Here is a 24,666-nt window from a genome sequence, read left to right as displayed (position 1 = left end):
GCCCCGCCAACTATTTGCTTATGCAACGAAATCGTCGTCGTTCAGTTCGGCGACATTGATGCCAACCAGGCGGACCGAACCCTTATCTCCGAAGCTGATTACGGCATCGCCACCGTCCTGAGCCACGTTGACTTGCGCCCCAAAGTCAGGACCGAAGTCGCCAAATTGCAACTGATCCAGACCTACTTCGAAGTCCTCGATGACGTCGTTTCCGAAGTTCGCGCCAAACTGGAACGTGTCCGCCCCAGCGCCGCCGATGAGGACGTCGTCGCCGCCTTCACCGTTCAGCAGGTCATCACCGTCCGAACCGTTCAGCACATTGGTCTGATCGCTGCCGAAGATCACGTCGCCATCATCGGATCCGACAACGTTTTCAATGGACTGCAGGATGTCGGTTTCGATCTGATTTTCGATGACGTCCTGCCCAATGACACCAGTTCCACCCTGCGCATCCACATCAAGTGTGGCACCTGCATCGACCAGCGTGTCCTGCACGACCGGGCCATTCTGACCGGCAGGTGCGTTGTGCAGATGGATGGCGGAAACGACACCGGGGATCGGCGTGTTCAGGTCGGCTTCGTTCAGGCCCACAACACTCAGGTCGCTGGAATAGCTGACTTCGCCCGTTGCCAGATTTTGAGTGATGACAACAGTTGCCTCGCCCGTCGCTAGGCTGTCCGAAGTTGGCCCAGGCTCCTGTGCCGCGTCCAGACTGCCGCTAAGAGACACTGTGCGAATACCGTTTTCGGTTACATCGCTGTCGACCAGCAACTGTCCACGGATTTCACCAGCAGGGAAATCGGTCGTGTGGATGTTGTAGTACAGGTTGCCCTGAACCGCTTCCTCTACAAACCAAGCGCCATCCGGAATGTTTGCTCCGAATTGGTCCGGCGCCGCGACTACCGCATCCGTGATTGACACGTTGAAACCGGTATCGCGTGTGGCGGTGCCGTTGCCATTGGCGTCCAGACGAACATTGACTGCGACATCCAGATCCGAAAAGTCTGCGGTGTCGATGCCTTCTCCACCGTCGATGAAGTCATTGCCCAGACCACCGGTCAGAACGTTGTCTGCATCGCCGGCGATCAGAACATCATCGCCTGCGCCACCGTCGATATCGCCATTGGTGGTGCCCAGATCAACAAAGATGTCATCACCGTCGCTCAGTAGAACATTGCCGTTGATCACACCTTCGTCGTCGTTGACGATTGTAACGGTGCCTGCATCAGACGCATCGATGGCATTAACCGTACCACGGATTTCACCTTCATTCAGGATTGCACCCAGCAGATTCAGGCCGCCATCCACGCGGATACCGGCGGCGGCATCCGAACCTTCGGCCCCTGCGATCAGACCTTCGTTGACCACAATACCGGCAAAAGAAGCGTCATCCTGGCTGGTGAACAGGCGCAGGCCATCGCCGACCTGATTGCCTTCGGCCGCGTCACCACGACCTTGCAGCGTACCTTCGTTCACAACAACCGCCGATACAACGTCGCCCGACACGTCACCGGTTTGCAAAGACACGGCAGAGCCATTGTTGCCTTCGCCCGCATCCACCAAGCCGGTGTTTGTGAACGCGTAGTTGTCGGCTGTGCCATCCGCATAAACAGTGCCATTGCGCTGATTTCCGGTGCCAATGATTTGGCCTTCGTTGAGCACCTCAAGCCCAACGCCATCGATGTTCAGCGCGCGGCTGTCCGAGGTGACGAGACCGCGGTTAACGAACGATCCGCCGGAATGGTCACCGGTTCCAAAGTAGACGCCGTTCTGACCGCCTGCGAACACACCAGTTTCTTCATTGATCAACCGGCCTTGGAAATTGACATTGTTCACTGCCCGGAACGCGCCAACCGTACCGTTTCCACCTTCGGACGTGACACTCCCGCTGTTGGTGATGGTGCCAGTAAACGAGGCAGGCGCAAAGCCACTGTCCTGACGCACACCTTCCAGACGAATGCCGTCGCCCGCCGTGCCCAGCGCGGCACCCGCGTTGCCACGTCCGGCGATGACGCCTGCGTTCTCGATTTCAATGTCACCATTGCCGTCTTCAGCCAACGACAGAGAGATACCCGCACCGTTATTGTGCTCACCTGCATCGATCGCGCCTGTCGCCAGGTTGTTGATCGAAAAATCGCGTGCAGTATCATCTGCGTAGACGGTGCCGTTGCGCTGGTCACCGGTGCCAAGGATATCCCCGCCGTTGATCAGATCGACACCAGATCCGTCGATATTAACCGCGCGGCTGCCCGACTGGATGGTGCCAAAGTTCAGTACGTCCAGATCATGTTCACCATTGCCAATGTAAAGGCCGTTGCGAGGGCCTTCGATCACACCGGTTGAGGTGTTCAGGATCTCACCTTCGGCATTTGCGCCATCTGCGATGCGAATACCAGCCGCTGTGCCCTGATTGCTTTCGGTCGAGATCAGGCCGCTGTTAATGATCTCGGTTTCCAGGATGGTGCCTTCAGCGCCGTCGTCGATCCGGATGCCGTCGCCCGCCAGCGGGGTGTTGGCAGCCGCTTGACCGCGACCCTGTATGGTTGCGCCAAAGCCGTTGAATACATCGGTTTGCACGCGGTCACCGGCTTCATCACCGATCTGCAGGGAAATACCTGCGCCCTGGTTGCCTTCGCCAGCATCAATCGTACCGCCGGTGAAGTTCGAGATCGAGATGTCCTCGGCCGTTGCGTTGGTATAGATGGTGCCATTGCGCTGGTCGCCAGTGCCAACGATGTCGCCAAAGTTGCGCACATCTATGCCCTGGCCCTGAATATCAACCGCTCGGCTGTCGGAAGAGATGACAGCACCGCGGAAATTGTCCAGGCTGCCCGAGCTTTCGGCACCAGCAAACTGCACGCCGTTAAACTCACCCGCGATCTCGCCGAAATTGCGAACCGCAGCGCTTCCGGTGACTTGGACACCAGTGGCCAATGCGTCAGGCCCATTGTTCGCTTCAATCCGGCCCGAGCGGAAGTTGAAGACATCGACGTCCTGCCCCTGAGCCTGAACAGCGGCAACAGCGTTATTGGTGACGATCTCGCCAAAGTTCAGCAGGCGCGAAAAATCATTTGCTAGAACAAAGGCGGGTGTGTCGTCCACGACAGTGGATTGAAAGAAGTTGTTGATGAGGGTTTGGCCATCGCGGGATGTCTCTTGCGCCAGGGTTGACGTAGTCAAGAGACGGGCGCGCAGGCTTTCTGCGAATTGGGACAGCATGGATCACTCCGTCATTAGGTTGCGTTTGTGCTGGCGGCCCATCTGTCCGGGCTACCGACGCAACAAAGGACTAGGCCGCCCCGCGCGGCGGCTGAAATTCATGGTTCAAATCGGGTGTATAACCGGCGCGAATACTCACGAATTTCGTGAGGTGGGCGCAGGCATTTTCACAACAAACAAAGGGGTTACGCCAACGGCACCACCGATCGGAAAGCTATTCAATTTCGAATTCTGACAGATTTGTTAGCGGATGTGAGCGATAAGCGGGCCTGATTGGCCCCGGTGACCTTCTGAAATCTGTCGCCAAATCGTATCTTGATAGCTGATCAAATCGTGAAATTTGCCTCAGGATTGGATGTCCGTTGAACCTCAGAGATTTGGAATATGTCCTTGCTATCGCCAAACACGGCCAGTTCAGTCAGGCGGCTGCTGCGTGCAACGTGTCTCAGCCGGCGATGTCGAACCAGATCAAAAAGCTGGAACAGGAGCTGGGCGCTGACTTGTTCCTACGTCTGAACAACGAGGTGCGCCCAACGCTGTGCGGCGAACGCATTGTCGAGATTGCGCACCGCATTCTGAAAGACGCCCAGAAAATTCGCGATACAGCGATTGAATTTCGCGACCCCGAGGCGGTTCCGCTGACCATAGGCATGACGCCGACGCTGGCCCCATATCTGACGGGGTACTTTTCAGAGCTTTTCAACAAGCTTTTTCCCAGGATGCGCGTCACGCTGATAGAAGATCTGCCCCAGAACATGTTGAATATGGTCGAAGACCACACATTGGACATGGCGCTGGTGGCCAAGGTCAACAACAGCGCCAGTTTAGACTTCACTTCCATCTGGTCCGAACCAATGTTTTTGGCTTTGCGGCAAGGGCATCCGCTGTGCACGCTTACCTCGATTATCCCCGAAGAGGTGCCGCCGCATGATTTTATCCGGCTGCCGCACAGTTTTGGCTACGATCTTGAGGATCGGCTTCCACAGCAGGACGGTACAACCCGGATCAGCAAGCGCTTTGATCTGACCGCTTTGCGGTTTGAGACAATTTGCCGTCACATTTGCCATTCAGACGATTGTACAATTGTCTCGGCATTGGCGGCAGAACAGTTCAAGCGGGACAACTGGCCTTTGCACTTCATTCCGTTTGAAGCACCAGGGCACCTGCGCGATCTCGGCGCCGCGACGCGCCCCAATTGCCCGAGAAAACCAATGCTCGCGCGCATCGGAGCCTATATTCTGGAAAATCCACCTCAGGGCGTGATCCCGACTTATCAGCCGGATGGTCTAACTGAAGGTAAAACCAAGCCCTGCGTCCCAGTGCCTGAGAAAGCCTGACAGTTTAATAATCGCCCGCGCTGCCCGAGCGGCCTATTGACGTAGGGCAAAGGGCGGTTCTATCGGTTGGCGTGTCGAATGCCGCAGATGTCTTAGCTGTGGCTCTTGGGGCAAGGGATCGGAGCATGACCAAATCGGAAATCCGTCACGACGGAATGCGCATCGGGGGACAGGTCGTGTTCACCGAAAACACTGTTCCGGTTCACTACCCCTATACGAATGCCCTGATTGGAACTGTTCCGGCTGGCACTGCCCAGCACGTGCGGCACGCTTTTGAGATCGCGGCGCACTACACCCCTAGTTTGACGAGGTACGAGCGCAGTCAAATCCTGCGGCGTGCCGGCGAGTTGATTGGAGAAAGGCGGGATTATCTGGCCAAGTGGCTGACGCTTGAGCTGGGGATTTGCCTTCAGCACTCGATCTATGAAACCAAACGCGCACAAGACGTATTTCAATTCGCCGCTGCGGAAGCTTTGAAAGACGATGGCGAGGTGTTCTCCTGCGATCTGACCCAAAACGGCAAGGAACGGAAAATCTTCACCAAGCGTGAACCTGTCAAGGCGATCAGTGCGATTACTCCGTTCAATCACCCGCTGAACATGGTCAGTCACAAAATCGCTCCGTCAATTGCGACCAATAATTGTATGGTTTGCAAGCCAACCGAGCTGACACCGCTGACAGCACTGACACTGGCCGACATTCTATACGAGGCGGGCCTGCCGCCCGAGATGTTCCAGGTCGTCACCGGTTGGCCACAGGACATTGGCGACGAAATGATCACCAATGAAAATATCGACATCATCACGTTCACCGGTGGTGTCCCCGTGGGCAAGCTGATCGCCTCAAAGGCAGGCTACAAGCGGCAGGCGCTGGAGTTGGGCGGAAACGATCCGCTGATCGTGCTGAATGATCTGGGCGATGCTGATCTGGAACGCGCAGCAACGATCGCAGTTGCGGGGGCCACGGGGAATTCAGGTCAGCGATGCACCGCCATAAAACGCATTCTGGTGCAACACAGCGTGGCGGATCGGTTTGTTCCGTTGGTGCTGGAAAAGGCCAAGGCTATCCGGTTCGGGGATCCTCAGAACCCCGAGACCGAGCTGGGTTGCGTCATCCATGCCGAAGCGGCAGCGTTGTTTGAGAATCGTGTGCGAAAAGCGGCAGAGCAGGGGGCCAACATCCTGTACCACCCAGCGCGGAAGGGCGCGTTGTTACCGCCAATCGTTGTCGACAATGTGCCCCATGACAGCGAGTTGGTGATGGAAGAGACGTTCGGTCCGATCATACCCATCGTTCGTGTGCCGGATAACGACGTGGATGTGATGCAGATTTCGAACAGCACTGCCTTTGGGTTGTCCTCTGGTGTCTGCACCAACGATTTGAACCGGGCTATCGCTTATATAAATGGGCTGGATGTGGGCACCTGCAACATCTGGGAACAGCCCGGTTATCGGATCGAGATGTCACCCTTTGGCGGGATTAAGGATAGCGGAAATGGGATAAAGGAAGGCGTGATCGAAGCGATGAAGTTCTTCACCAACGTCAAAACCTATTCGTTGCCCTGGCCTCAGTAGGTGGTGCGCATCTGGTACCCCTGATGAAACGTCATACGCACGAAAGTCACGGGGTCGTTGCGGAACCATGTTGTGCGCTCCAACTGAAACAGGGGTGTTCCGGGGGGAACAGAAAGAAATTCCTGCAAGGGTGCTGTTGCGGGAACGGCAGTAAAGGCGATTTCGGCGTTCGAAAATGGCACTTCTGACAACAGCCACTCATTTGGGCCGGTGGTCAGAAAATCTTCGTTTACGACCTGAGGCACAGTGCTGATGTTGATCCAGCGTTCTTCGAACTGAAATGGCCGGTTGTCAGCATGGTGCATACATCGCAGATGCACGACCTGCGCGCCTTCTGGAATGCTCAACTTGGCCTGAAGCCAAGCGGGGCAATCAATCACGCTTCTGCTGACAAGCGCATAGCGATATTCGGCGTTCATCTCTTCGATGGTTTGGCGCACCACTGTGATCGGCAGTTTGGCTTGCTTTACAGGCGTGGTCACGACACGCGTGCCCCCCTTGCGCTTTCGGGTCACGATACCTTGTTCTGCCAACTCGCGCAGGGCGCGGTTAACCGTAGCCCGCGCAACGCCAAATTCGGCCGCCAGTTCCAGTTCCGTTGGCAACAGACTGCCCTGCGGCCAGACGCGGGTTTGAATTCGGTTGATGACCTCATCCCGAATATCCTGAAAGCCGACATGTTTTTGATCGGTCACGCTGTGGTTTTTCCGTTAAGCATATTCATAAACTTGTTATGAGCGTTTTTGGTGTGCTGCGTAAAGGGCAGAGCGACCCGTTACAGTTTTGCAAGAAGATCCGCCATGGTTCGTTGATAATTTGATACGATCTGATCCCGTGCAACGTGGCGACCCCCTCGCACCTGATGGCGGCCCGCCGACCACACATCGGTGACAACCTCGTCCTTTGCTGAAAACACCAGCCCATCAAACAATTGTTCAGATGTCAGTGCACAAAGCGCTGGGTTCTGGCAGTCGATGGCTATCAGGTCGGCCAGTTTGCCTTTGGCTATCACACCGGCATCGCGGCCCAGAGCCTGTGCTCCGCCTTTGGCTGCGCCACAATACAGCGTCTGTCCCACAGACCCTTCTCCGACCACCATCACGTTGCGCGCCAAATCCCGCAGACGCTGTGAATATTCTAACGTCCTCAGTTCCTCGGTCAGCGAAATCAGGACGTTTGAATCCGACCCTACGCCAAACGACCCGCCTGCGTTTAAAAATGTGGGGCCATTGAATGGGCCGTCCCCCAGGTTGGCCTCGGTCACAGGGCACAGTCCCGCGACGGCACCGCTGGCGGCCATGGCCTGTGTTTCGTCTTCGGTCATATGCGTGGCGTGAATCAGGCACCAGTTGGCATCGACATGAACATTGTCCAACAACCACTCAACCGGGCGGGCGCCCAGACCGGCCATCACCTCGGACACTTCCTTGGGTTGTTCGGCGATGTGGATATGAACAGGACCTTCACCTTGCGTCGCTAAAACCCGCGCGAGATCGCCAGGACAGGTCGCGCGCAATGAATGCGGCGCGAAGCCGACCCGGCAGTCTTCGGGCAAATTTCCGAGCGCGTCCTTGGCCTGATCCACCAACATGCAGAAACGATCCACATCGTTACCGAACCGAGCTTGCCCCGTCTCTAGAGGTTTTTTGCCCACCCCGGCATAGGAATACAGCACAGGAAGATGGGTCAGTCCTATCCCTGTCTCGACAGCGGCTGCCATGATCCGGTCAGACAACTCGGCCAGTCGGTCATAGGGCGAGCCATCTGGTTGGTGATGCAGATAGTGGAATTCTCCAACTGAGGCGTATCCGGCCTCTTGCATCTCCATATACACCAAGCTGGCGATCTTCTGGATCTGGTCTGGTGTAAGGTGCGTCGTAAAGCGGTACATCAGATCACGCCATGTCCAGAAGCTGTCGCGACCTGCCATGCGGTATTCGGTCATTCCGGCCATGGCGCGTTGAAATGCATGGCTGTGCAAGTTGGCCAGGGCAGGCAGCAAAGTATCCACAGACACATCATCGGTCTGGGCCGATGTCTCGGCGTGCAAGGCTGCGATTCTGCCGTCTTCAATCTCGACCCGCAGGTTATTTGTCCATCCCGTACTCAACAGAGCACGTTTCGCAAAGATCGCCATGAATTTCACCTCATTTTATGGATAGACATATTACATATAGAAATGTACGAGAAAAGAGAGAACTGCAAGGAGGCGCAGAGTCGGATGCACTCGCAAGATCGGGTATTTTCAGATCTGAACGCGACAACGATGATCGCGGGATCTACGGCCTATGGGCTGATCGAAGATGCGGCGATTGCAGTCGAAGACGGCCGTATTGCCTGGGTGGGTCCTCGGGTTGAACTGCCCAGCAAATTTGCCGCGCTGCCCCGAACCGACTTTGAAGGTCGTCTGGTGACGCCCGCGCTGATCGATTGCCACACCCATGTGGTGCATGGTGGCCACCGCGCCGTCGAGTTTGAGATGCGATTGAACGGTGCAAGCTATGAAGAAGTGGCGCGCGCGGGTGGGGGTATCATCTCGACGGTAAAAGCCACGCGTAACGCCAGCATTGATGACCTTATTGCACAGGCGTTGCCTCGCGTGGACGCAATGCTGGCCGAGGGTGTATCGGTGATCGAAGTCAAATCCGGCTATGGTCTGGATCGTGATACGGAATTGAACATGCTGCGCGCTGCCCGCGCGTTGCCGGATCATCGCCCGGTACGTGTCGTAACCAGTTTTCTGGGCGCACATGCAGTGCCAGAGGAGTACAAAGACCGGCCCGAGGCCTACATTGCAGAGGTCTGCATTCCAACCCTGCGCGCAGCCCATAAAGAGGGTCTGGTGGATGCGGTGGATGCCTTTTGCGAAGGTATCGCATTCCTTCCCGATCAACTTGTTCCGTTGTTTGATGTGGCGAAAGAACTTGGCCTGCCGGTCAAATGCCATGCCGAGCAGTTGTCCAATCTTGGGGGCGCAAAACTGGCCGCCTCTTATGATGCGTTGTCCGCCGATCACATCGAATTCTTGGATGAAGAAGGCGTTCGGGCCATGGCCGATGCCGGTACTGTCGGGGTAATCCTGCCGGGGGCCTTCTACACTCTGCGCGAAACGCAGGCCCCGCCAATAGATCTGTTGCGCAAACATGGTGTGCCAATGGCGCTTGCCACCGATTGCAACCCCGGATCAGCTCCGGTCACTTCACTGTTGCTGACCATGAATATGGGCTGCACCCTGTTTCGTATGACACCCGAAGAGGCTCTGGCCGGGGTCACCGCCCATGCGGCGCGCGCGTTGGGTCTGCAGGATTGCGGGCGGATCGTCGCTGGATTGCGCGCGGACTTGGCTGTGTGGAACATCACCCATCCGGCGGAACTGGCCTATCGCGTTGGCTTCAATCCCCTTCACACCCGAATACTCGGAGGCGTAATTTGACGACCCTCACGCTCATCCCCGGCGCTGTTACTCTGCTGCAGCTGGAACAGGTTTTCCGAGAAGAGTTTGCCGTGCGGCTGGATCCGGGTTGCCGGCCCGGTATCGACGCGGCGCATGCCCGTATTGCCGATGCAGCGGCGGGCGCCGCTGCGGTTTACGGGGTCAATACCGGTTTTGGCAAGCTGGCCAGCGTCAAGATCGCGGCCGAGGACACCGCGACGCTGCAACGCAATCTAATTCTGTCCCATTGCTGTGGTGTTGGTCCCGCCATTCCACGCGCGGTTGCGCGGCTGATGATGGTGCTGAAACTGCTCAGCCTCGGACGCGGTGCCTCTGGCGTGCGGCTGGAACTGATCGACCTGCTTGAGGCTATGCTGGACGAAGGTGTGACCCCGCTGATCCCCGCGCAAGGATCGGTTGGTGCGTCAGGCGATCTGGCACCGCTGTCGCATATGGCCGCCGTTATGATGGGCGAGGGAGAGGCCGAATTCGGCGGAAGTGTTTTGCCCGGTGGTGAGGCGTTGGCGGCGGCGGGTTTAACACCCGTTGAGTTGGGCCCTAAGGAAGGGCTGGCACTGATCAACGGCACTCAGTTCTCGACGGCTTTCGCACTGGCAGGGCTGTTTGGTGCGTGGCAAGCGGCGCAGAGCGCATTGGTCACTTCGGCTCTCACCACAGATGCAATCATGGGATCTACCGCGCCATTGCAGCCGGAGATCCACACACTGCGCGGTCATCGCGGCCAGATCGAGGCAGGCGTAACGATGCGTGCCATTCTGGCAGGCTCGGTAATCCGAGAAAGCCATCGAGAAGGTGACACCCGCGTACAGGACCCGTATTGCATCCGCTGCCAACCTCAGGTGGTAGGTGCCGCCATGGATGTGTTGCGCCAAGCAGCAACCACGCTTGAGATTGAAGCGAACGCAGCCACCGACAATCCTTTGGTTCTGTCCGAGGCCGGGCTGATCGTCTCGGGTGGAAATTTCCACGCCGAGCCGGTGGGATTCGCAGCGGATATGATCGCACTGGCCGTGGCCGAAATCGGGGCGATTGCGCAACGCCGTATTGCGCTGATTGTCGATCCGGCACTGAGTTTTGACCTGCCGCCTTTCCTGACGCCAAATCCCGGCCTGAACTCGGGCTATATGATAGCTGAGGTGACAACCGCCGCGTTGATGAGCGAGAACAAGCACTTAGCCAATCCCTGCGTTACAGATTCAACGCCCACATCGGCCAATCAAGAAGATCACGTCTCGATGGCCGCCCATGGCGCGCGGCGATTGGGACAGATGGTCACCAATCTGGAACGTATTCTGGGTGTCGAATTGCTTTGCGCGACGCAAGGTGTCGAGTTCCGAGCGCCATTGCCCACAAGCGAAACGCTACAAGGCGTGATGGCGCGCCTGCGGGCGGTCGTTCCAGCCTTGGGCGATGATCGATATATGACGACCGAGATCGAAGCAGCCTCGGCCCTGATTGCAAGTGGCGAGATCGCCCATGGCACAGGTGTCGCGATGCCGGAGCTTGGCGCGTGAGCGGCCCGGTCGAAGTCACGCGGGGCGATGGCCCTATCGTTCTGGGCCTGCCACATACCGGCACCGATGTGCCCGCCTCGATCGAAGCCAAGTTGAATACACGGGGCAGGGAGTTGGCGGATACGGATTGGCACATCCACACGCTTTACGAGGGGCTCCTGCCCGGTGCGACCACTGTGCGGGCAACTTTTCATCGTTATGTGATTGATGCAAATCGCGACCCGGGCGGCGTATCGCTTTATCCCGGTCAAAACACGACGACCTTGGTGCCGCTTACAGATTTTGACGGGCAAAACATCTGGGATATCCCGCCAGCAGAGAAGGATATTGTCGAAAGACGCGAGGCGTTTCACGCGCCTTATCATGCCGCGCTGCTGGCCGAGCTTGAGCGGGTCAAGGCGATCCACGGGATAGCCATTTTGTATGATTGCCACTCGATCCGCAGCCACATTCCGTTTCTCTTCGATGGCATTCTGCCTGATCTGAACATCGGAACAAACAATGGCGTGACGTGCGCGTCAGTTATTGAAGCCATCTCACATGAGTTCGCGTCATCCTCACCTTATAGCACCATTTTGAATGGCCGTTTCAAAGGCGGATGGACGACTCGGCATTATGGCCGCCCTACCGAGGGCTTCCACGCCATTCAGATGGAACTAGCGCAGTCCACCTACCTGAGCGCTGAAACTGCGCCTTGGACATATGACACCACCAAAGCCAACCGGCTGCGCCGATGGCTCAAAGATATACTGGACGCCATCCAGGACACCGCATTGGAGATTGCTGCATGACCGATCCTCGCAAGAACACCCGCGACGTCTATCCGCCCACAGGGCCGGAACTGAATGCCAAAAGCTGGATGACAGAAGCGCCGATGCGGATGCTGATGAACAACCTGCATCCGGATGTGGCCGAGAACCCGCATGAGTTGGTGGTCTATGGCGGCATCGGGCGCGCAGCGCGGACGTGGAACGATTTTGATACCATCGTCGCCAGCCTCAAGGATCTAGAAGAGGATGAGACGCTTGTCGTGCAATCCGGCAAGCCGGTGGCCATTGTGCGCACGCACACGGATGCGCCTCGGGTGCTGATCGCGAACTCAAACCTTGTGCCGCATTGGGCCAATTGGGATCACTTCAACGAGCTCGATAAGAAGGGTCTGATGATGTATGGCCAGATGACCGCTGGCTCGTGGATCTATATCGGAACGCAAGGCATCGTGCAGGGAACTTATGAGACCTTTGCCGAAGCCGGGCGTCAGCACTATGACGGCGATCTGACCGGCAAGTGGATTCTGACTGGTGGTCTGGGCGGCATGGGAGGCGCGCAGCCTCTGGCGGCTGTCTTTGCCGGGGCCTGCTGTCTGGCGGTCGAATGCAACCCGGACAGCATCGATTTCCGTCTGCGTACCAAGTACCTGGATGAAAAGGCCGAGACGCTGGACGAGGCGCTTGCCATGATCGACCGCTGGACAAAAGCGGGCGAGGCTAAGTCCGTTGGTCTATTAGGCAATGCGGCTGAAATTTTCCCCGAGATTTACCGGCGGATGCAGGCCGGTGGGATGCGTCCCGATATCGTTACCGACCAGACCAGCGCCCATGATCCGCTCAATGGCTATCTGCCTTTGGGCTGGACCCTGGCCGAAGCTGCCGCCAAACGTGAAAGCGATCCCAAGGCCGTTGAGAAAGCCGCACGCGCCTCGATGAAACAGCACGTCGCTGCAATGGTCGATTTCTGGAACGCAGGCGTACCGACGCTGGACTATGGCAACAACATCCGGCAGGTGGCGCAGGATGAAGGGTTGGAGAACGCATTTGCCTTCCCCGGCTTTGTCCCCGCCTATATCCGCCCGCTCTTTTGCCGCGGCATAGGCCCGTTCCGTTGGTGCGCGCTTTCGGGCGATCCTGAAGACATCTACAAGACCGATGCCAAGATGAAGGAACTGTTCCCCGAGAACACCCATCTGCACAATTGGCTCGACATGGCGCAAGAGCGCATCGCGTTTCAGGGCCTACCCGCGCGTATTTGCTGGATCGGGTTAGGCGACCGCCATAAGGCTGGGTTGGCATTTAACGAGATGGTCAGAAACGGCGAACTGAAAGCGCCCGTTGTCATCGGCCGAGACCATTTGGACAGCGGCTCGGTCGCTTCGCCCAACCGCGAAACCGAGGCAATGAAAGATGGCTCTGACGCTGTCAGCGATTGGCCTTTGCTAAACGCTCTGGTCAATACCGCGTCAGGTGCCACTTGGGTGTCGCTGCATCACGGCGGCGGTGTTGGCATGGGCTTCTCTCAGCACGCAGGTGTTGTCATTTGCGCCGACGGCACGGATGCAGCAGCCAAGCGGTTGGAGCGAGTGCTTTGGAACGACCCGGCCTCGGGCGTCTGGCGTCACGCGGATGCTGGTTATGAGGATGCCAAGGCCTGCGCACGTGAACATAGGCTGCGTTTGCCGGGCATTCTGGGCTGAATTGCTCATCCATCTTTGAATTTGTCTGCATGGCTTAGCGCTAACGCCGAAATTTCCGGTTTCGAACCGGGTGTCTTTCGGCTAGGGCTAAGCCGTTAAGCAGCCAGCAAGGCTAACGACAACTGACAAAGGTGGCTCGCCCGTTGCTCGATATTACACATGTCCGCTCGGTTCTTTCGGACGTCTATGACCTCGCCCCATCGGCCACGCTGGCCAATGAGATGAATGACACGTTTGCCCGTATGGACCGCGTGGTCAGCCCACCGGACTGGGCAATCTATGCGCCCTATGTGCGTGCCATCAATGCGCTTAAGAAAGAGCGTAACGCTGTGATCCTTGGGCACAATTACATGACGCCCGAGATCTTCCATGGTGTGTCTGATTTCGTCGGCGACAGTTTGCAATTGGCGATCAAAGCCAGCGAGGTGGAAGAGGATGTGATCGTCCAGGCCGGTGTACATTTTATGGCCGAGACGTCGAAAATCCTGAGCCCTCAGAAAACCGTTCTAATGCCCGATATGGAGGCTGGCTGTTCGCTGGCAGAATCGATCACCGCGGACGGAATCGAAGAGATGCGGGCCAAATATCCCGGTGCACCGGTTGTGTCTTATGTGAACACCACAGCCGAGGTCAAAGCGGGTTCCGACATTTGCTGCACATCATCCAACGCGTTGCAGATCGTGAACGCGATGGAAAGCGACACGGTTATTATGACGCCGGATCAATATTTGGCGCAGAATGTCGCAAATCAAAGCCACAAGAACGTGGTTTATTGGCCTGGGTCCTGCATCGTGCATGAACAATACACAGCTCAAGACCTGCGCGATTTCCGCGAATGGAATCCAGGCACACGGCTGATCGCTCATCCCGAATGCCCGCCAGATGTGGTGGCCGAAGCGGATTATTCGGGTTCGACCAGCGGTATTATCAAATACGTGCATGACGAGAAGCCCGAAAAGGCGATGCTGATCACCGAATGCTCGATGGCGTCGAATATTGCCGACGAGCTGCCCGAGGTCGATTTTGTGGGCCCCTGCAACATGTGCCCGTACATGAAGAAGATCACGCTGGAAAAAATCCTCTATGCCCTGCACACGATGGAAGGTCAGGTCGAAGTTGCAGAAGACGTGGCGGAAAAGGCACGCAAATCCGTTCAGGCCATGATCGATTTGTCCCGCAAGCTGGGCATCTGATTTCAAATGACCGACGTTACCACGGATCGGGTCATCATTGTCGGGGCCGGTATCGGCGCGCTTTATGCGGCGTTGAAGCTGGCACCGCGCCCGGTGGTGGTGATCTCGCCTGATCCGTTGGGGCAGGGGGCAAGCTCAGCTTGGGCGCAAGGGGGTGTCGCGGCGGCGATGGATTTGGCGGACAGCCCGGAGAGGCACGCCGTCGATACCGTGAATGCCGGTGCAGGCACCGTCGAGCCTGATGTGGCCGACCTGGTCACTCGCGAAGCACGAGAATACATCTTTGACTTGACCGAGATTGGCACGCCCTTCGACCGCACTGAAGATGGCGGTTACGTTCTTTCGCGAGAAGCCGCGCATAGTTTCGCCCGTGTCGTGCGCGTGAAAGGCGATCAGGCGGGCAGTGAAATCATGGCTGCCCTAATCGAGCGCGTGCGCGAGACTTCTTCGGTTCAGATATTGGAAGGCGTCCTTGCGGTGGCTTTGGACGTGGACGAGGGCAAAGTCTCGGGGGTGGTGCTGCAGGAGGCAAGACAGACTGGCTCTGCACCCATTACTTTACGTGGACCTGCGGTGCTGCTGGCGGGTGGCGGCTCGGGCGGGCTTTATGCGCTGACCACAAACCCGGCACGCATTCGGGGGCAGGTTATTGGCATGGCCGCACGCGCCGGGGCGCTTATTGCTGATGCCGAGTTTGTTCAGTTTCACCCTACAGCTATGGATGTGGGTGAAGATCCTGCGCCTTTGGCCACCGAAGCGCTGCGTGGGGAAGGCGCGATCCTGATCAACAAGCGGGGCAGCCGGTTCATGCAGGCCGTTCACCCGGACGCTGAACTGGCCCCGCGCGACGTCGTGGCGCGTGCGATCTTTGCCGAAGTGCAGGCAGGCAATCGACCTATGCTGGACACACGCGACGCCTTGGGTGCGCGAATTCATAAGCTGTTTCCCGCAGTGGCAGCCTCCTGCGCGCGCAACGGTATTGACCCCGCAAGCGACCCGATCCCGGTCGCCCCGGCGGCCCATTATCATATGGGCGGCATTGCCACGGATACAGATGGTCGGGCCAGCCTGGACAGGTTGTGGGTCTGTGGTGAGGCGTCTTCGACGGGTCTGCACGGGGCCAACCGTCTGGCATCGAATGGGTTGCTCGAAGCGCTGGTCTTTGCCCGTATCTGTTCTGAGAGCATAGCGAAGTCGCTGCCCGCCGGTACAAATACCGACCCGATAAACTTGCAGTTCGCTCCCTGCGAGGCATCTGATACGGCGCAAGCAGTCCAAGAGTTGCGCGATACCATGACCCGTGATGTCGGTGTCGTCCGGGAACGTTCAGGACTGACCCGCGCATTGAAAACCATAGCCGAGTTAGAGGCGCGCCATGGTGATTGTCCCTCGTTCAGGAACATGTGCGCGACGGCGACGCTGATTGCGGCCTCTGCTTTGCAGCGCGAAGAAAGTCGCGGTGCGCATGAACGCTCTGACTTCCCTGACACCGGTGGCCAACCCGGTGAACGGTCCAAAATGTACCTCTCTGAGGCCCTGCGCATTCGGGCCGAAGCTTGCAAGGAACCGACATGACATTTGCAACCCTGCCAGATCTGATCCTTGAACCTGTGATCCGCGCTGCGCTGATGGAGGATTTGGGAAGCTACGGCGACGTGACCACCCGAACCGTGATCCCGCAGGAGACCACATATACGGCCCGGCTGAACGCACGCGAAGATGCTGTCGTGTCGGGTATGCAGGTCGCCGAAATCGCGTTCCGCCTTGTGGACCCCGCGCTTGAGGTTGAAGTGCTGGTCAAAGACGGCGCGCCCTGTCGTCGTGGAGACACGCTGATGACCATTAAGGGATCTGCTGCCTCAATCCTGTCGGGTGAGCGGGTCGCCCTGAACTTTGCCGGTCGTCTGACCGGCATTGCCACCAAGACCGCCGCATTTGTGGGGCAGACCAAGGGCACCAACGCTCGTATTACCTGCACGCGCAAGACCACGCCTGGCCTGCGTATCGTTGAAAAGCAGGCCGTGTTGCATGGAGGCGGTTACAATCACCGCTATTCCCTGTCCGACGCGATCCTGATCAAGGACAATCATATCGCTGCTGCGGGCGGTATTCGTCAGGTATTGGAAGCCGCCAAGGCCCAGGCCAGCCATATGATGGCGGTCGAGATCGAAGTTGACCGTCTGGACCAGTTGGCAGAGGTCCTGAAAGTTGGCGGAGCCTCGGTCGTGTTGCTGGACAATATGGACAACGACATGCTGCGCGAAGCTGTTGCCATGGTAGATGGTCAGATGAAAACCGAAGCCAGCGGGAACGTAACCCTGGAGCGGGTGGCGTCCATCGCCGCAACCGGCGTGGACTATATCTCGTCCGGTGCCTTAACGCATTCTGCGCGCACTGTGGATCTGGGGCTGGATTTCTGAAGGCGCGGCATTTCCGCTTGATTTGGGTTCGTTTGCGCCAACACGGTTGCGCAATTCAGTTTTATCGATAATAAATCTGCAGCAACGCAAGCTGCAGGAAGTTTTATAGATAAAATGATCATCCCTCATTCCGGCTGGACCCGAAAATCTGCGCAAGCTGTTCATGATCTTCCCTTGATGGATCTTCTGTTCCGGGCACAAACCGTGCACCGTGAGAACTTTGATCCCAACAAGGTCCAGACCTCGAAGCTGCTGTCGATCAAGACCGGTGGGTGCGCCGAGGATTGCGCCTATTGCTCGCAATCGGCCCGCAACGGATCGACCCTGCCAGCGTCCAAGCTGATCGAGGTTCAGCGTGTTCTGGCCGAGGCTAAGAAAGCCAAAGATGGCGGAGCGACCCGGTTCTGCATGGGGGCCGCATGGCGCGAGCCCAAGCCGCGCGACATGCCGGCGCTGGTCGCCATGGTTGAAGGCGTTAAGGCGATGGGCATGGAAACCTGCATGACGTTGGGCATGCTGGATGACACTCAGGTGGTTCAGCTGCGCGACGCCGGGTTGGACTATTACAACCACAACATCGACACCTCCGAACGTTATTACTCCGAAGTGATCACCACCCGAACATTCTCGGATCGGATCGACACGATGAACCGGGTGCAGGAAGCCGGTATCAAAGTTTGCTCGGGCGGCATTCTTGGTATGGGCGAACATACCGGCGATCGTATCGACATGCTGCTGACACTTGCCAACATGACCCCTCCGCCGAATTCGGTGCCAATCAACATGCTGATGCCGCAGGCGGATACACCATTGGCCGATGCAGAGCCGATTGATCCTATCGACTTTGTGCGGATCATCGCAACCGCACGAATCCTGATGCCGAAATCCTATGTTCGCCTGTCCGCCGGGCGCAGTGACATGAGCGATGAGATGCAGGCGATGTGCTTCTTCGCCGGAGCGAACTCGATCTTTGTTGGCGATACGCTTCTGACGGCGGAAAACCCCGAGGAAGACACCGACTCAATCCTGTTTGCGAAACTTGGCATTCAGGCTGAAACTGCGGAAGAGCATAAGCGCACGGAAGCTGCCGAATGAAAGCAGTCGATCGGCTGGAATCCATGCTTGATGCACTTGAAGCCCGGCACCGCCGCCGGGCTTTGATCCCTGCGCAGGGTTTGGATTTTGCGTCGAACGATTATCTGGGTTTGGCGGGGTCAAAACTGCTACAAGATGCAGCGCAGGCCGCCTTGGCGCGCGGTGTGCCGGTTGGGTCCGGAGGCTCGCGCCTGCTGCGGGGCAATCACCCTGAACATGAGGCGCTGGAACAGGAAGCTGCCGCGTTCTTTGGATCTGAAGCCGCGCTTTTCATGGGCGGAGGGTTTCAGGCCAATCAGGCGATCTTTTCCGCCCTGCCGGCAGCTGGAGATCTGGTGCTTTATGACGCTTTGGTTCATGCCAGTGCCCATGAAGGGATGCGTGCCAGCCGCGCGGATCTACGTGCCTTCCGCCACAATGACTTAGAAGATGCGCGCAATGTTTTCGCCGAGTGGCGGGCAACGGGTGGTGCGGGCCACATCTGGATTGCTGTGGAAAGCGTGTATTCCATGGAAGGTGATCTTGCTCCGCTGGAGGACCTTTCGTCCCTGGCCCGTGAGTCCGGCGCCGTTCTCGTCGTGGATGAAGCGCACGCTACTGGTATTTTCGGCCTAAACGGCAAAGGTTTGGCGCATGACCTGAATGCGGATCTGCTGACCCTGCACACCTGCGGTAAGGGTCTGGGCGTTGCGGGCGGTCTGATCTGTGGTCCGCGTGTGATGATTGAAACGCTGATCAACCGGGCACGACCTTTTATCTTCGCAACCGCGCCCTCACCTTTAAACGCTGCTCTTGTGCGGGCCACTCTGCAAGAGTTGGCTGCCAATGATCGTTTGGTTGCTGCTGCACGTGAACGCGTTGGCCATGCGCATGATGTAGCCCGGGAAGCGGGATTGCCGGATTCGGCGCTCACCAGCCAGATCATCCCGGTTATTTTGGGGGACGAGGCCAGAACGATGGCGACGGCCTCTGGCTTGCAGCAGCAGGGCTTTGACATTCGCGGCATTCGCCCCCCCACCGTTCCCAAGGGAACGTCCAGACTGCGTGTGTCGATCACCGGAAATATCGCCCACGAAGACATCTCGGCATTGTTTGAAACTATCGCCAGCTATCAATCGGAGGCCGCATGAGCGCGCTGATCGTTGCCGGAACCGACACAGGCGTCGGGAAAACCGTTTTTTCCGCTGGTCTGGCGGCGGCTCTGAATGCCCGGTATTGGAAACCCGTTCAGTCGGGCCTGGAAGGTGCGACGGACACAGAAACCGTTCTAAAATTGTCGGGCGCCGAAGTGCTGCCTGAGGCGTATCGCCTGAACTTGCCTGCATCACCCCATCTGTCTGCCGAAGACATGGGCGTCGAAATTGATCTCTCACGCCTTGCTGTGCCGCAGGTTGACGGGCCGCTGGTCGTTGAGGGGGCAGGGGGCCTGATGGTGCCGCTGAATCGTAAAAGCTATTACCTGGACCTGATCGCGCAATGGCGGGCTCCGGTGGTTTTGGTCGCACGCACGGCGCTGGGAACGATTAACCACACCACATTGTCCTTAATGGCCCTGCGTGTCAGGGGATGTGAGGTCGTGGGTGTTGCCTTTGTCGGTGAGGCTGAGCCGGATGTTGAACAAACTATCGTTGAGATGAGTAATGTTCGTCACCTTGGGCGGCTTCCGATGCTCGGCGATTTGACACAGCAAAGCCTGGCAGATGCCTTTTCAGCGATAGACGTTGCCACCATTCGGAGGTTCCTGTGACCCCGCTCGAGTTTGACGCCCGACACCTGTGGCACCCTTACACCAACGTGGCCAACCCCGGCGCGATGCACCTGATCGACCGGGCCGAGGGCGTTTATCTGTACCGGGAAGACGGCGTGAAGATGATCGACGCCATGTCCTCGTGGTGGTGTGCAATCCACGGCCACAAACACCCTGCGATCACATCTGCGATGCAGAAACAGCTGGAGAAGATGCCCCATGTGATGTTTGGGGGGCTGACACACCAACCGGCCGTAGATCTGGGGCGCAGGATGGTCGACATGCTGCCCGAGGGACTGGACCGCATTTTCTACTGTGACAGTGGCTCGGTCTCGGTCGAAGTGTCGATGAAGATGGCGGTGCAATACCAAATGGCCCATGGCCGCACCGGTAAATTCGAGTTCGCCACCATTCGGGGCGGCTATCACGGCGATACCTGGAAGGCGATGAGCGTCTGCGACCCGGTCACTGGTATGCACGGGTTGTTCCGCGGGGCTTTGTCGATCCAGCACTTCCTGCCGCGCCCTCATGTGCGGCTGGGTGACGAATGGCCCGCAGATTCTGCGCAGAACGGGTTGGAGCCGCTGGAACGGTTGCTTGCCGAAAAAGGCGACCAATTGGCGGCCCTGATCCTTGAGCCTGTGGTTCAAGGCACAGGTGGCATGTATTTCTATCACCCTCAATGGCTGCGCGCGGCCCGCGCTTTGTGCGACGCCCATGACGTGCTGATTATCTTCGATGAGATTGCAACCGGCTTTGGCCGTACCGGCAAGTTGTTCGTCATCGATCACGCTGACGTCAAACCCGATATTCTGTGCTTGGGCAAAGCGCTGACCGGTGGACATATCTCGTTCGCGGCAACGGTTACCAGCGAGCAGGTGGCTTATGGCATCGGCAACAGCGAAGCGGGCGTGTTCATGCACGGCCCGACTTATATGGCCAACCCTCTGGCCTGTGTTGCGGGATCGGCCAGCCTCGGTCTACTGGCCGAGGGAAATTGGGAGCGCCAGGTGTCTGATATCGAGGCCCAGATGCGCGCCGAACTGGAGCCAGCCCGCAATTTGCCCGGCGTAGCGGATGTCAGAGTCCTTGGTGCCATCGGCGTCATCGAAATGAAGGATACGGTTGATCCTTCTGTTGCCCATCGGCTGGCCCCAAAGACCGGAGTGTGGCTACGCCCCTTCGCGCGCAACATCTACTGTATGCCCCCTTACGTCATCTCTCCTGATGAGCTCAGCCAGGTCACGAGTGCAATGGTCGCGCTGGCCGGGGGGCAGGGATGAAGCACAGGTGGCTGGAGCAATCAGACGACGGCGCTCTGATCCTTGTGTTCGGGGGTTGGGCGCTTGGTGCTGCACCGTTCCAGGGTCTGACCGGTGACGCGTCTGTTTTGCTGATTGATGACTATACCCGGCTTGATGATTCCTTGCCTGATTTGACAGGGTTTGACCGTGTCGACATGCTCGCGTTTTCCTTTGGCGTCGCATCCGCTGCGCATTGGTTGGCCAACACTTCGTTTCGTCCCGACCGGCTAGTTGCGGTCAGCGGCACATTGCACCCGTCTTGTCTTGACCGCGGAATAGCGCCTGACATGATCCGGGCTACGGCGGATCAGCTTACGACCTCCAGCTTTGCCAAATTTTGCCGCCGCGCTGGCTTGCGCGGCGACGCTCCGGAACTGGACATATCCACCGCACAAAAAGAGCTGCATTCGGTGATTCAACGCGGACCGGCATCGGACCCTGGGTTTGATCTGGTGTGGATACCCGAGCGTGACCGCGTCATTCCGACGAAGGCGCAAAAGGCGGCCTGGGCTCATTCGTCCGGCGATGTCAGATCTATCGCCGGGCCCCATGTGCCTTTCCAATCGGGTCAGACCTGGGCGGAGTGGCTGTCATGACCTTGCAATTGGCGGATAAGGTGCAACGAAGCTTCAGCAGAAGCTTCGAAACCTATCACGACACAGCCAGTCAACAGGCTTGGGTCGCGGAAAAACTGGTTTCTGAACTCTGCCGTGTCGGTGCTCCGGCTCAGTTTCACACAACGTTTGAAATGGGATGTGGTACCGGGCACCTGACCAGAATGCTGCGGCAAAACTTCGATCTTCCCGATTTCATCGTGAACGACATCGCGCCACAAGCCCAAGTGACGGCAGAGGCCGAAGCAGCAGCATTTATCTCAGGCGACGTGCGCTCGGTAAAATGGCCCGATCAGATTGATCTGGTCGCTTCGGCCTCGATGATCCAGTGGATGGAAAACCCGGCCCGATTGTTGCAGCAGGCCGTCGATGCCTTGGCCCCCGGTGGTTGGTTGGCCATTTCAGGATTTGGACCGCAGCAATATCAAGAGTTGTCCCGCATCGGTTCAACTGCACACGCACCCGGCCTTTGCGAAGCCCGTTCATTAGTCGCAGCTGTCGAAGGGTCGATGCAGGTTCTGGCCGCTGGAGAATGCATACGGCCATCTTTCTTCAAAACACCAAGGGACGTTTTAAAATATCTGCGCAGAACCGGGGTGAATGGGCGTGCAAAAGGGACATGGACCAAGTCCACTCTGGCCCGGTTTGAAGAAGACTATGTGCGAAATTTTGGAACGGCCAACGGGGTGTCTTTGACATATCACCCGATCTGGATTGTCGCTCAAAAGCTATAGGCACCTATTCGGCGACAACAAGATCAATTTCGTTTGCAGACAACATCTGGCGGATATCCTCTGACGGACGGGTGTCCGTAAAGAACAGATTGATCTGTCTGGCAGAGTCCAAAGTGACCGGCGCGCGCTTACCCAGCTTTTCTCCGTCAGCGACAACGATGCGAACCTGGGCATTCTGAGCGGCGATACGCGCCAGGTTGGCCTCCTGCAGGTCATGCAGCATAAAGCCGGACTCGGCATTGACCGCCCCAACCGACAGAACAGCAAACCGGACGTTCAGACGTTTGATTAGGTCCTGTGCCTCAACGCCAAACGCGCCGCCGTCATGGGGGCGCAGTTCACCGCCTGCCATAAACACCCGGTTATTGTTCCGGGACGCCAGAGTCTGGGCAACAAAAACCGAATTCGTCACCACAAACAGGTTGTTATGGTCACACAGAGCCTGCGCCACATAAGCTGTTGTCGAGCCAATATCCAGAAAGACCGAGTCTCCGTCGCTGATGACTTCGGCCACTGCTTTGGCCAGCTTTTCTTTTGCATCAACCTTTTTGTCTAGCCGACTTTCCAGCGACGGCTCCAGGATGTCCTCCAACAGATGGACGCCACCATGAACCTTACGCACAATGCCGCGTTCTTCTAGATTGCGTACATTGCGCCGAATGGTCTCCAGCGTAACGCCCAGCTCATTCGCCAGGATGCTTACGCGACAGGATCCGCCTGTGCGAAACAGCGCGCGCAGAATCTCTTCTTCTCGTTGGTTGGTGGTTTTAAGGTTCATGTTTTTCGCTCTGATAGTCCCGTCATACGGGTAGTTTAGGGATACCACAACACCCACAGAAAGCAACATTACGCCAAAACATAGTAGAATATTTGAGCTCAGAATTAAAAATATGTGGCTTTACTTGGTTTTTATTGACACAAAACCCCACAGTGTGTTGGTCTGTCTTCAATGCCACCGATTCATCAAAAAATTCACGACAGGGAGATGGTGTTATGAAATGCAAACTGGGACTTTCGGTACTTGCCGTTGCGGCTGCTACGTCAGCCTGGGCGGTGGAATCCACTGATCCGATCAAGCTTACGCTGCACGACTGGTCCGGTCAGCTGATCAATACCAAGATCATGGGTTCGATCCTTGAAGAAGCGGGCTACAACGTCGAATACGTTCAGGCTGACTACATTGCCCAATTCGCTGGCCTGAAAACGGGCGACCTGCATCTGGCGATGGAAATCTGGGAAACAACCGGCCGCGAGGCATTGGACGAAGCGACGGCTTCGGGCAATGTTGTGAATGTCGGGGAAACCGGTCTGATGGCCATCGAAGAGTGGTGGTATCCCAGCTACATGAAAGAGCGTTGCCCGGGGCTGCCGAATTGGGAAGCTCTGCGCGATTGCGCGGAAGAATTCTCGACCGCTGAAACCGCTCCAAGCGGCCGCTATGTCGGTGGACCCGTGACCTGGGGCGGCTTCGACGAAGAGCGTGTCGAAGCTCTGGAGCTGGATTTCGAGGTGGTACATGCGGGTACCGATGCCGCTTTGTTCGCCGAGCTTGAATCTGCCTATCAGCGGCAAGATCCGATCGTTCTGTGGGTTTACGTACCCCATTGGGCGCCGGCCAAGTATGAGGGTGAATTCGTAGAATTCCCGCCATTTTCGGCCGAATGCTATAGCGACCCTTCGGTTGGTGTGAACCCCGACATGGCTTATGACTGCGGCAAACCGCGTGGGCCAATCTGGAAGGCCGCCTGGTCCGGCTTGCAGGAAAAATGGCCCGGCGCTTATGACATCATCGAGGCGTACAACATCAACAATGACGAAATGAGCGCGATGGTCGGCAAGGCCGATCTGGACGGCGTGGAAATTGACAGTGTTGTTTCAGAGTGGATGGAGACCAACAAAGACCGCTGGTCGGGTTGGATCTCAAAATAATCCACTGGCCAGAGCGGCCCTTTCGCTCTCTCGGACCGCTCTGGCCATTTTTTGCAAACTTA

20 protein-coding genes are annotated in these 24,666 nt (G+C 57.5%); 16 read left to right on the top strand and 4 right to left on the bottom strand.

Annotated elements, in window-relative coordinates; all coding sequences use genetic code 11:
* Positions 1 to 18: 18 nt before the first annotated feature.
* Entirely contained in the window at positions 19 to 3,219 is a 3,201-nt protein-coding gene (locus tag GS646_RS20090; RefSeq protein WP_171647169.1) for an S-layer family protein, read from the bottom strand.
* A 362-nt stretch (positions 3,220 to 3,581) separates the two neighbouring features.
* Between GS646_RS20090 and GS646_RS20085 the strand changes: the two genes are divergently transcribed.
* Together GS646_RS20085 and phnY are read left to right on the top strand one after the other, a co-directional pair.
* Positions 3,582 to 4,556 (top strand): LysR family transcriptional regulator, encoded by a 975-nt coding sequence (locus GS646_RS20085; protein ID WP_171185398.1) that lies wholly within the window; start codon positions 3,582 to 3,584, stop codon positions 4,554 to 4,556.
* Between the two features lie 125 nt (positions 4,557 to 4,681).
* Positions 4,682 to 6,130 (top strand): phosphonoacetaldehyde dehydrogenase, encoded by a 1,449-nt coding sequence (gene phnY / locus GS646_RS20080; RefSeq protein ID WP_171185400.1) that lies wholly within the window; start codon positions 4,682 to 4,684, stop codon positions 6,128 to 6,130.
* Here phnY and GS646_RS20075 read toward each other — a convergent pair.
* Together GS646_RS20075 and GS646_RS20070 are read right to left on the bottom strand one after the other, a co-directional pair.
* Positions 6,124 to 6,825, bottom strand: a complete 702-nt coding sequence (locus GS646_RS20075) for a GntR family transcriptional regulator (protein ID WP_171185402.1) — start codon at positions 6,823 to 6,825, stop codon at positions 6,124 to 6,126. The two genes, phnY and GS646_RS20075, sit on opposite strands and share 7 nt — an antisense overlap.
* Before the next feature lie 80 nt (positions 6,826 to 6,905).
* On the bottom strand, positions 6,906 to 8,267 hold the full coding sequence (locus tag GS646_RS20070; protein ID WP_171185403.1) for a formimidoylglutamate deiminase: 1,362 nt from the start codon (positions 8,265 to 8,267) through the stop codon (positions 6,906 to 6,908).
* A gap of 84 nt (positions 8,268 to 8,351) precedes the next feature.
* Here GS646_RS20070 and hutI point away from each other — a divergent pair, with 84 nt between their 5' ends.
* The 13 genes from hutI to GS646_RS20005 all read left to right on the top strand — a co-directional run bounded on the left by hutI (position 8,352) and on the right by GS646_RS20005 (position 22,675).
* Positions 8,352 to 9,563: an imidazolonepropionase gene (gene hutI / locus GS646_RS20065; RefSeq protein ID WP_171094864.1), complete on the top strand. Its 1,212-nt coding sequence runs from the start codon at positions 8,352 to 8,354 to the stop codon at positions 9,561 to 9,563.
* On the top strand, positions 9,560 to 11,098 hold the full coding sequence (gene hutH / locus GS646_RS20060) for a histidine ammonia-lyase (RefSeq protein WP_171647171.1): 1,539 nt from the start codon (positions 9,560 to 9,562) through the stop codon (positions 11,096 to 11,098). The genes hutI and hutH overlap by 4 nt, the downstream gene beginning before the upstream one ends.
* Complete coding sequence (gene hutG / locus GS646_RS20055; RefSeq protein WP_171094860.1) at positions 11,095 to 11,889, top strand: N-formylglutamate deformylase; 795 nt, start codon at positions 11,095 to 11,097, stop codon at positions 11,887 to 11,889. Before hutH ends, hutG begins: the two co-directional genes overlap by 4 nt.
* Positions 11,886 to 13,568 (top strand): urocanate hydratase, encoded by a 1,683-nt coding sequence (hutU, locus tag GS646_RS20050; RefSeq protein WP_171185411.1) that lies wholly within the window; start codon positions 11,886 to 11,888, stop codon positions 13,566 to 13,568. Before hutG ends, hutU begins: the two co-directional genes overlap by 4 nt.
* 143 nt (positions 13,569 to 13,711) lie before the next feature.
* Positions 13,712 to 14,761 (top strand): quinolinate synthase NadA, encoded by a 1,050-nt coding sequence (gene nadA / locus GS646_RS20045; RefSeq protein ID WP_171185413.1) that lies wholly within the window; start codon positions 13,712 to 13,714, stop codon positions 14,759 to 14,761.
* Between the two features lie 6 nt (positions 14,762 to 14,767).
* Positions 14,768 to 16,336, top strand: coding sequence for an L-aspartate oxidase (locus GS646_RS20040; protein ID WP_171185415.1), 1,569 nt, complete (start codon positions 14,768 to 14,770; stop codon positions 16,334 to 16,336).
* Complete coding sequence (nadC, locus tag GS646_RS20035; protein WP_171185416.1) at positions 16,333 to 17,181, top strand: carboxylating nicotinate-nucleotide diphosphorylase; 849 nt, start codon at positions 16,333 to 16,335, stop codon at positions 17,179 to 17,181. Before GS646_RS20040 ends, nadC begins: the two co-directional genes overlap by 4 nt.
* A gap of 114 nt (positions 17,182 to 17,295) precedes the next feature.
* Positions 17,296 to 18,276 carry a biotin synthase BioB gene (gene bioB, locus GS646_RS20030; protein ID WP_171185418.1) on the top strand — a complete coding sequence of 327 codons (981 nt, stop codon included), beginning with the start codon at positions 17,296 to 17,298 and terminating at the stop codon, positions 18,274 to 18,276.
* The gene (locus GS646_RS20025; protein WP_171185420.1) at positions 18,273 to 19,406 is read left to right on the top strand and encodes an 8-amino-7-oxononanoate synthase; all 1,134 of its coding nucleotides are present in this window, start codon (positions 18,273 to 18,275) and stop codon (positions 19,404 to 19,406) included. The genes bioB and GS646_RS20025 overlap by 4 nt, the downstream gene beginning before the upstream one ends.
* Complete coding sequence (gene bioD / locus GS646_RS20020; protein ID WP_171647173.1) at positions 19,403 to 20,023, top strand: dethiobiotin synthase; 621 nt, start codon at positions 19,403 to 19,405, stop codon at positions 20,021 to 20,023. The genes GS646_RS20025 and bioD overlap by 4 nt, the downstream gene beginning before the upstream one ends.
* Positions 20,020 to 21,306: an adenosylmethionine--8-amino-7-oxononanoate transaminase gene (gene bioA, locus GS646_RS20015; RefSeq protein WP_171647175.1), complete on the top strand. Its 1,287-nt coding sequence runs from the start codon at positions 20,020 to 20,022 to the stop codon at positions 21,304 to 21,306. The genes bioD and bioA overlap by 4 nt, the downstream gene beginning before the upstream one ends.
* Entirely contained in the window at positions 21,303 to 21,923 is a 621-nt protein-coding gene (locus GS646_RS20010; protein ID WP_171647177.1) for a DUF452 family protein, read from the top strand. The genes bioA and GS646_RS20010 overlap by 4 nt, the downstream gene beginning before the upstream one ends.
* Positions 21,920 to 22,675, top strand: coding sequence for a methyltransferase domain-containing protein (locus tag GS646_RS20005; protein WP_171647179.1), 756 nt, complete (start codon positions 21,920 to 21,922; stop codon positions 22,673 to 22,675). The genes GS646_RS20010 and GS646_RS20005 overlap by 4 nt, the downstream gene beginning before the upstream one ends.
* A gap of 4 nt (positions 22,676 to 22,679) precedes the next feature.
* Here GS646_RS20005 and GS646_RS20000 read toward each other — a convergent pair whose 3' ends face one another.
* On the bottom strand, positions 22,680 to 23,453 hold the full coding sequence (locus tag GS646_RS20000) for a DeoR/GlpR family DNA-binding transcription regulator (RefSeq protein WP_171094839.1): 774 nt from the start codon (positions 23,451 to 23,453) through the stop codon (positions 22,680 to 22,682).
* Between the two features lie 215 nt (positions 23,454 to 23,668).
* Here GS646_RS20000 and GS646_RS19995 point away from each other — a divergent pair, with 215 nt between their 5' ends.
* Complete coding sequence (locus GS646_RS19995) at positions 23,669 to 24,604, top strand: ABC transporter substrate-binding protein (RefSeq protein ID WP_171185431.1); 936 nt, start codon at positions 23,669 to 23,671, stop codon at positions 24,602 to 24,604.
* The last annotated feature ends 62 nt before the right edge of the window (positions 24,605 to 24,666 follow it).

It is taken from the genome of Ruegeria sp. HKCCD4315 (genome assembly GCF_013112245.1).
Lineage (GTDB): Bacteria > Pseudomonadota > Alphaproteobacteria > Rhodobacterales > Rhodobacteraceae > Ruegeria.
The sequence above is the reverse complement of the archived record's forward strand: the minus strand, read 5'-3'. Positions and strand labels throughout refer to the sequence as shown.

What these genes read in the sequence shown, in the direction of transcription:
- GS646_RS20000 (WP_171094839.1), bottom strand. Translation starts at nt 23,453, where the DNA reads ATGAACCTTAAAACCACCAACCAACGAGAAGAAGAGATTCTGCGCGCG.
- hutI (WP_171094864.1), top strand. Translation starts at nt 8,352, where the DNA reads ATGCACTCGCAAGATCGGGTATTTTCAGATCTGAACGCGACAACGATG.
- GS646_RS20025 (WP_171185420.1), top strand. Translation starts at nt 18,273, where the DNA reads ATGAAAGCAGTCGATCGGCTGGAATCCATGCTTGATGCACTTGAAGCC.
- GS646_RS20090 (WP_171647169.1), bottom strand. Translation starts at nt 3,219, where the DNA reads ATGCTGTCCCAATTCGCAGAAAGCCTGCGCGCCCGTCTCTTGACTACG.
- bioD (WP_171647173.1), top strand. Translation starts at nt 19,403, where the DNA reads ATGAGCGCGCTGATCGTTGCCGGAACCGACACAGGCGTCGGGAAAACC.
- nadC (WP_171185416.1), top strand. Translation starts at nt 16,333, where the DNA reads ATGACATTTGCAACCCTGCCAGATCTGATCCTTGAACCTGTGATCCGC.
- bioB (WP_171185418.1), top strand. Translation starts at nt 17,296, where the DNA reads ATGATCATCCCTCATTCCGGCTGGACCCGAAAATCTGCGCAAGCTGTT.
- GS646_RS20010 (WP_171647177.1), top strand. Translation starts at nt 21,303, where the DNA reads ATGAAGCACAGGTGGCTGGAGCAATCAGACGACGGCGCTCTGATCCTT.
- GS646_RS20040 (WP_171185415.1), top strand. Translation starts at nt 14,768, where the DNA reads ATGACCGACGTTACCACGGATCGGGTCATCATTGTCGGGGCCGGTATC.
- phnY (WP_171185400.1), top strand. Translation starts at nt 4,682, where the DNA reads ATGACCAAATCGGAAATCCGTCACGACGGAATGCGCATCGGGGGACAG.
- GS646_RS20070 (WP_171185403.1), bottom strand. Translation starts at nt 8,267, where the DNA reads ATGGCGATCTTTGCGAAACGTGCTCTGTTGAGTACGGGATGGACAAAT.
- GS646_RS20005 (WP_171647179.1), top strand. Translation starts at nt 21,920, where the DNA reads ATGACCTTGCAATTGGCGGATAAGGTGCAACGAAGCTTCAGCAGAAGC.
- hutU (WP_171185411.1), top strand. Translation starts at nt 11,886, where the DNA reads ATGACCGATCCTCGCAAGAACACCCGCGACGTCTATCCGCCCACAGGG.
- GS646_RS19995 (WP_171185431.1), top strand. Translation starts at nt 23,669, where the DNA reads ATGAAATGCAAACTGGGACTTTCGGTACTTGCCGTTGCGGCTGCTACG.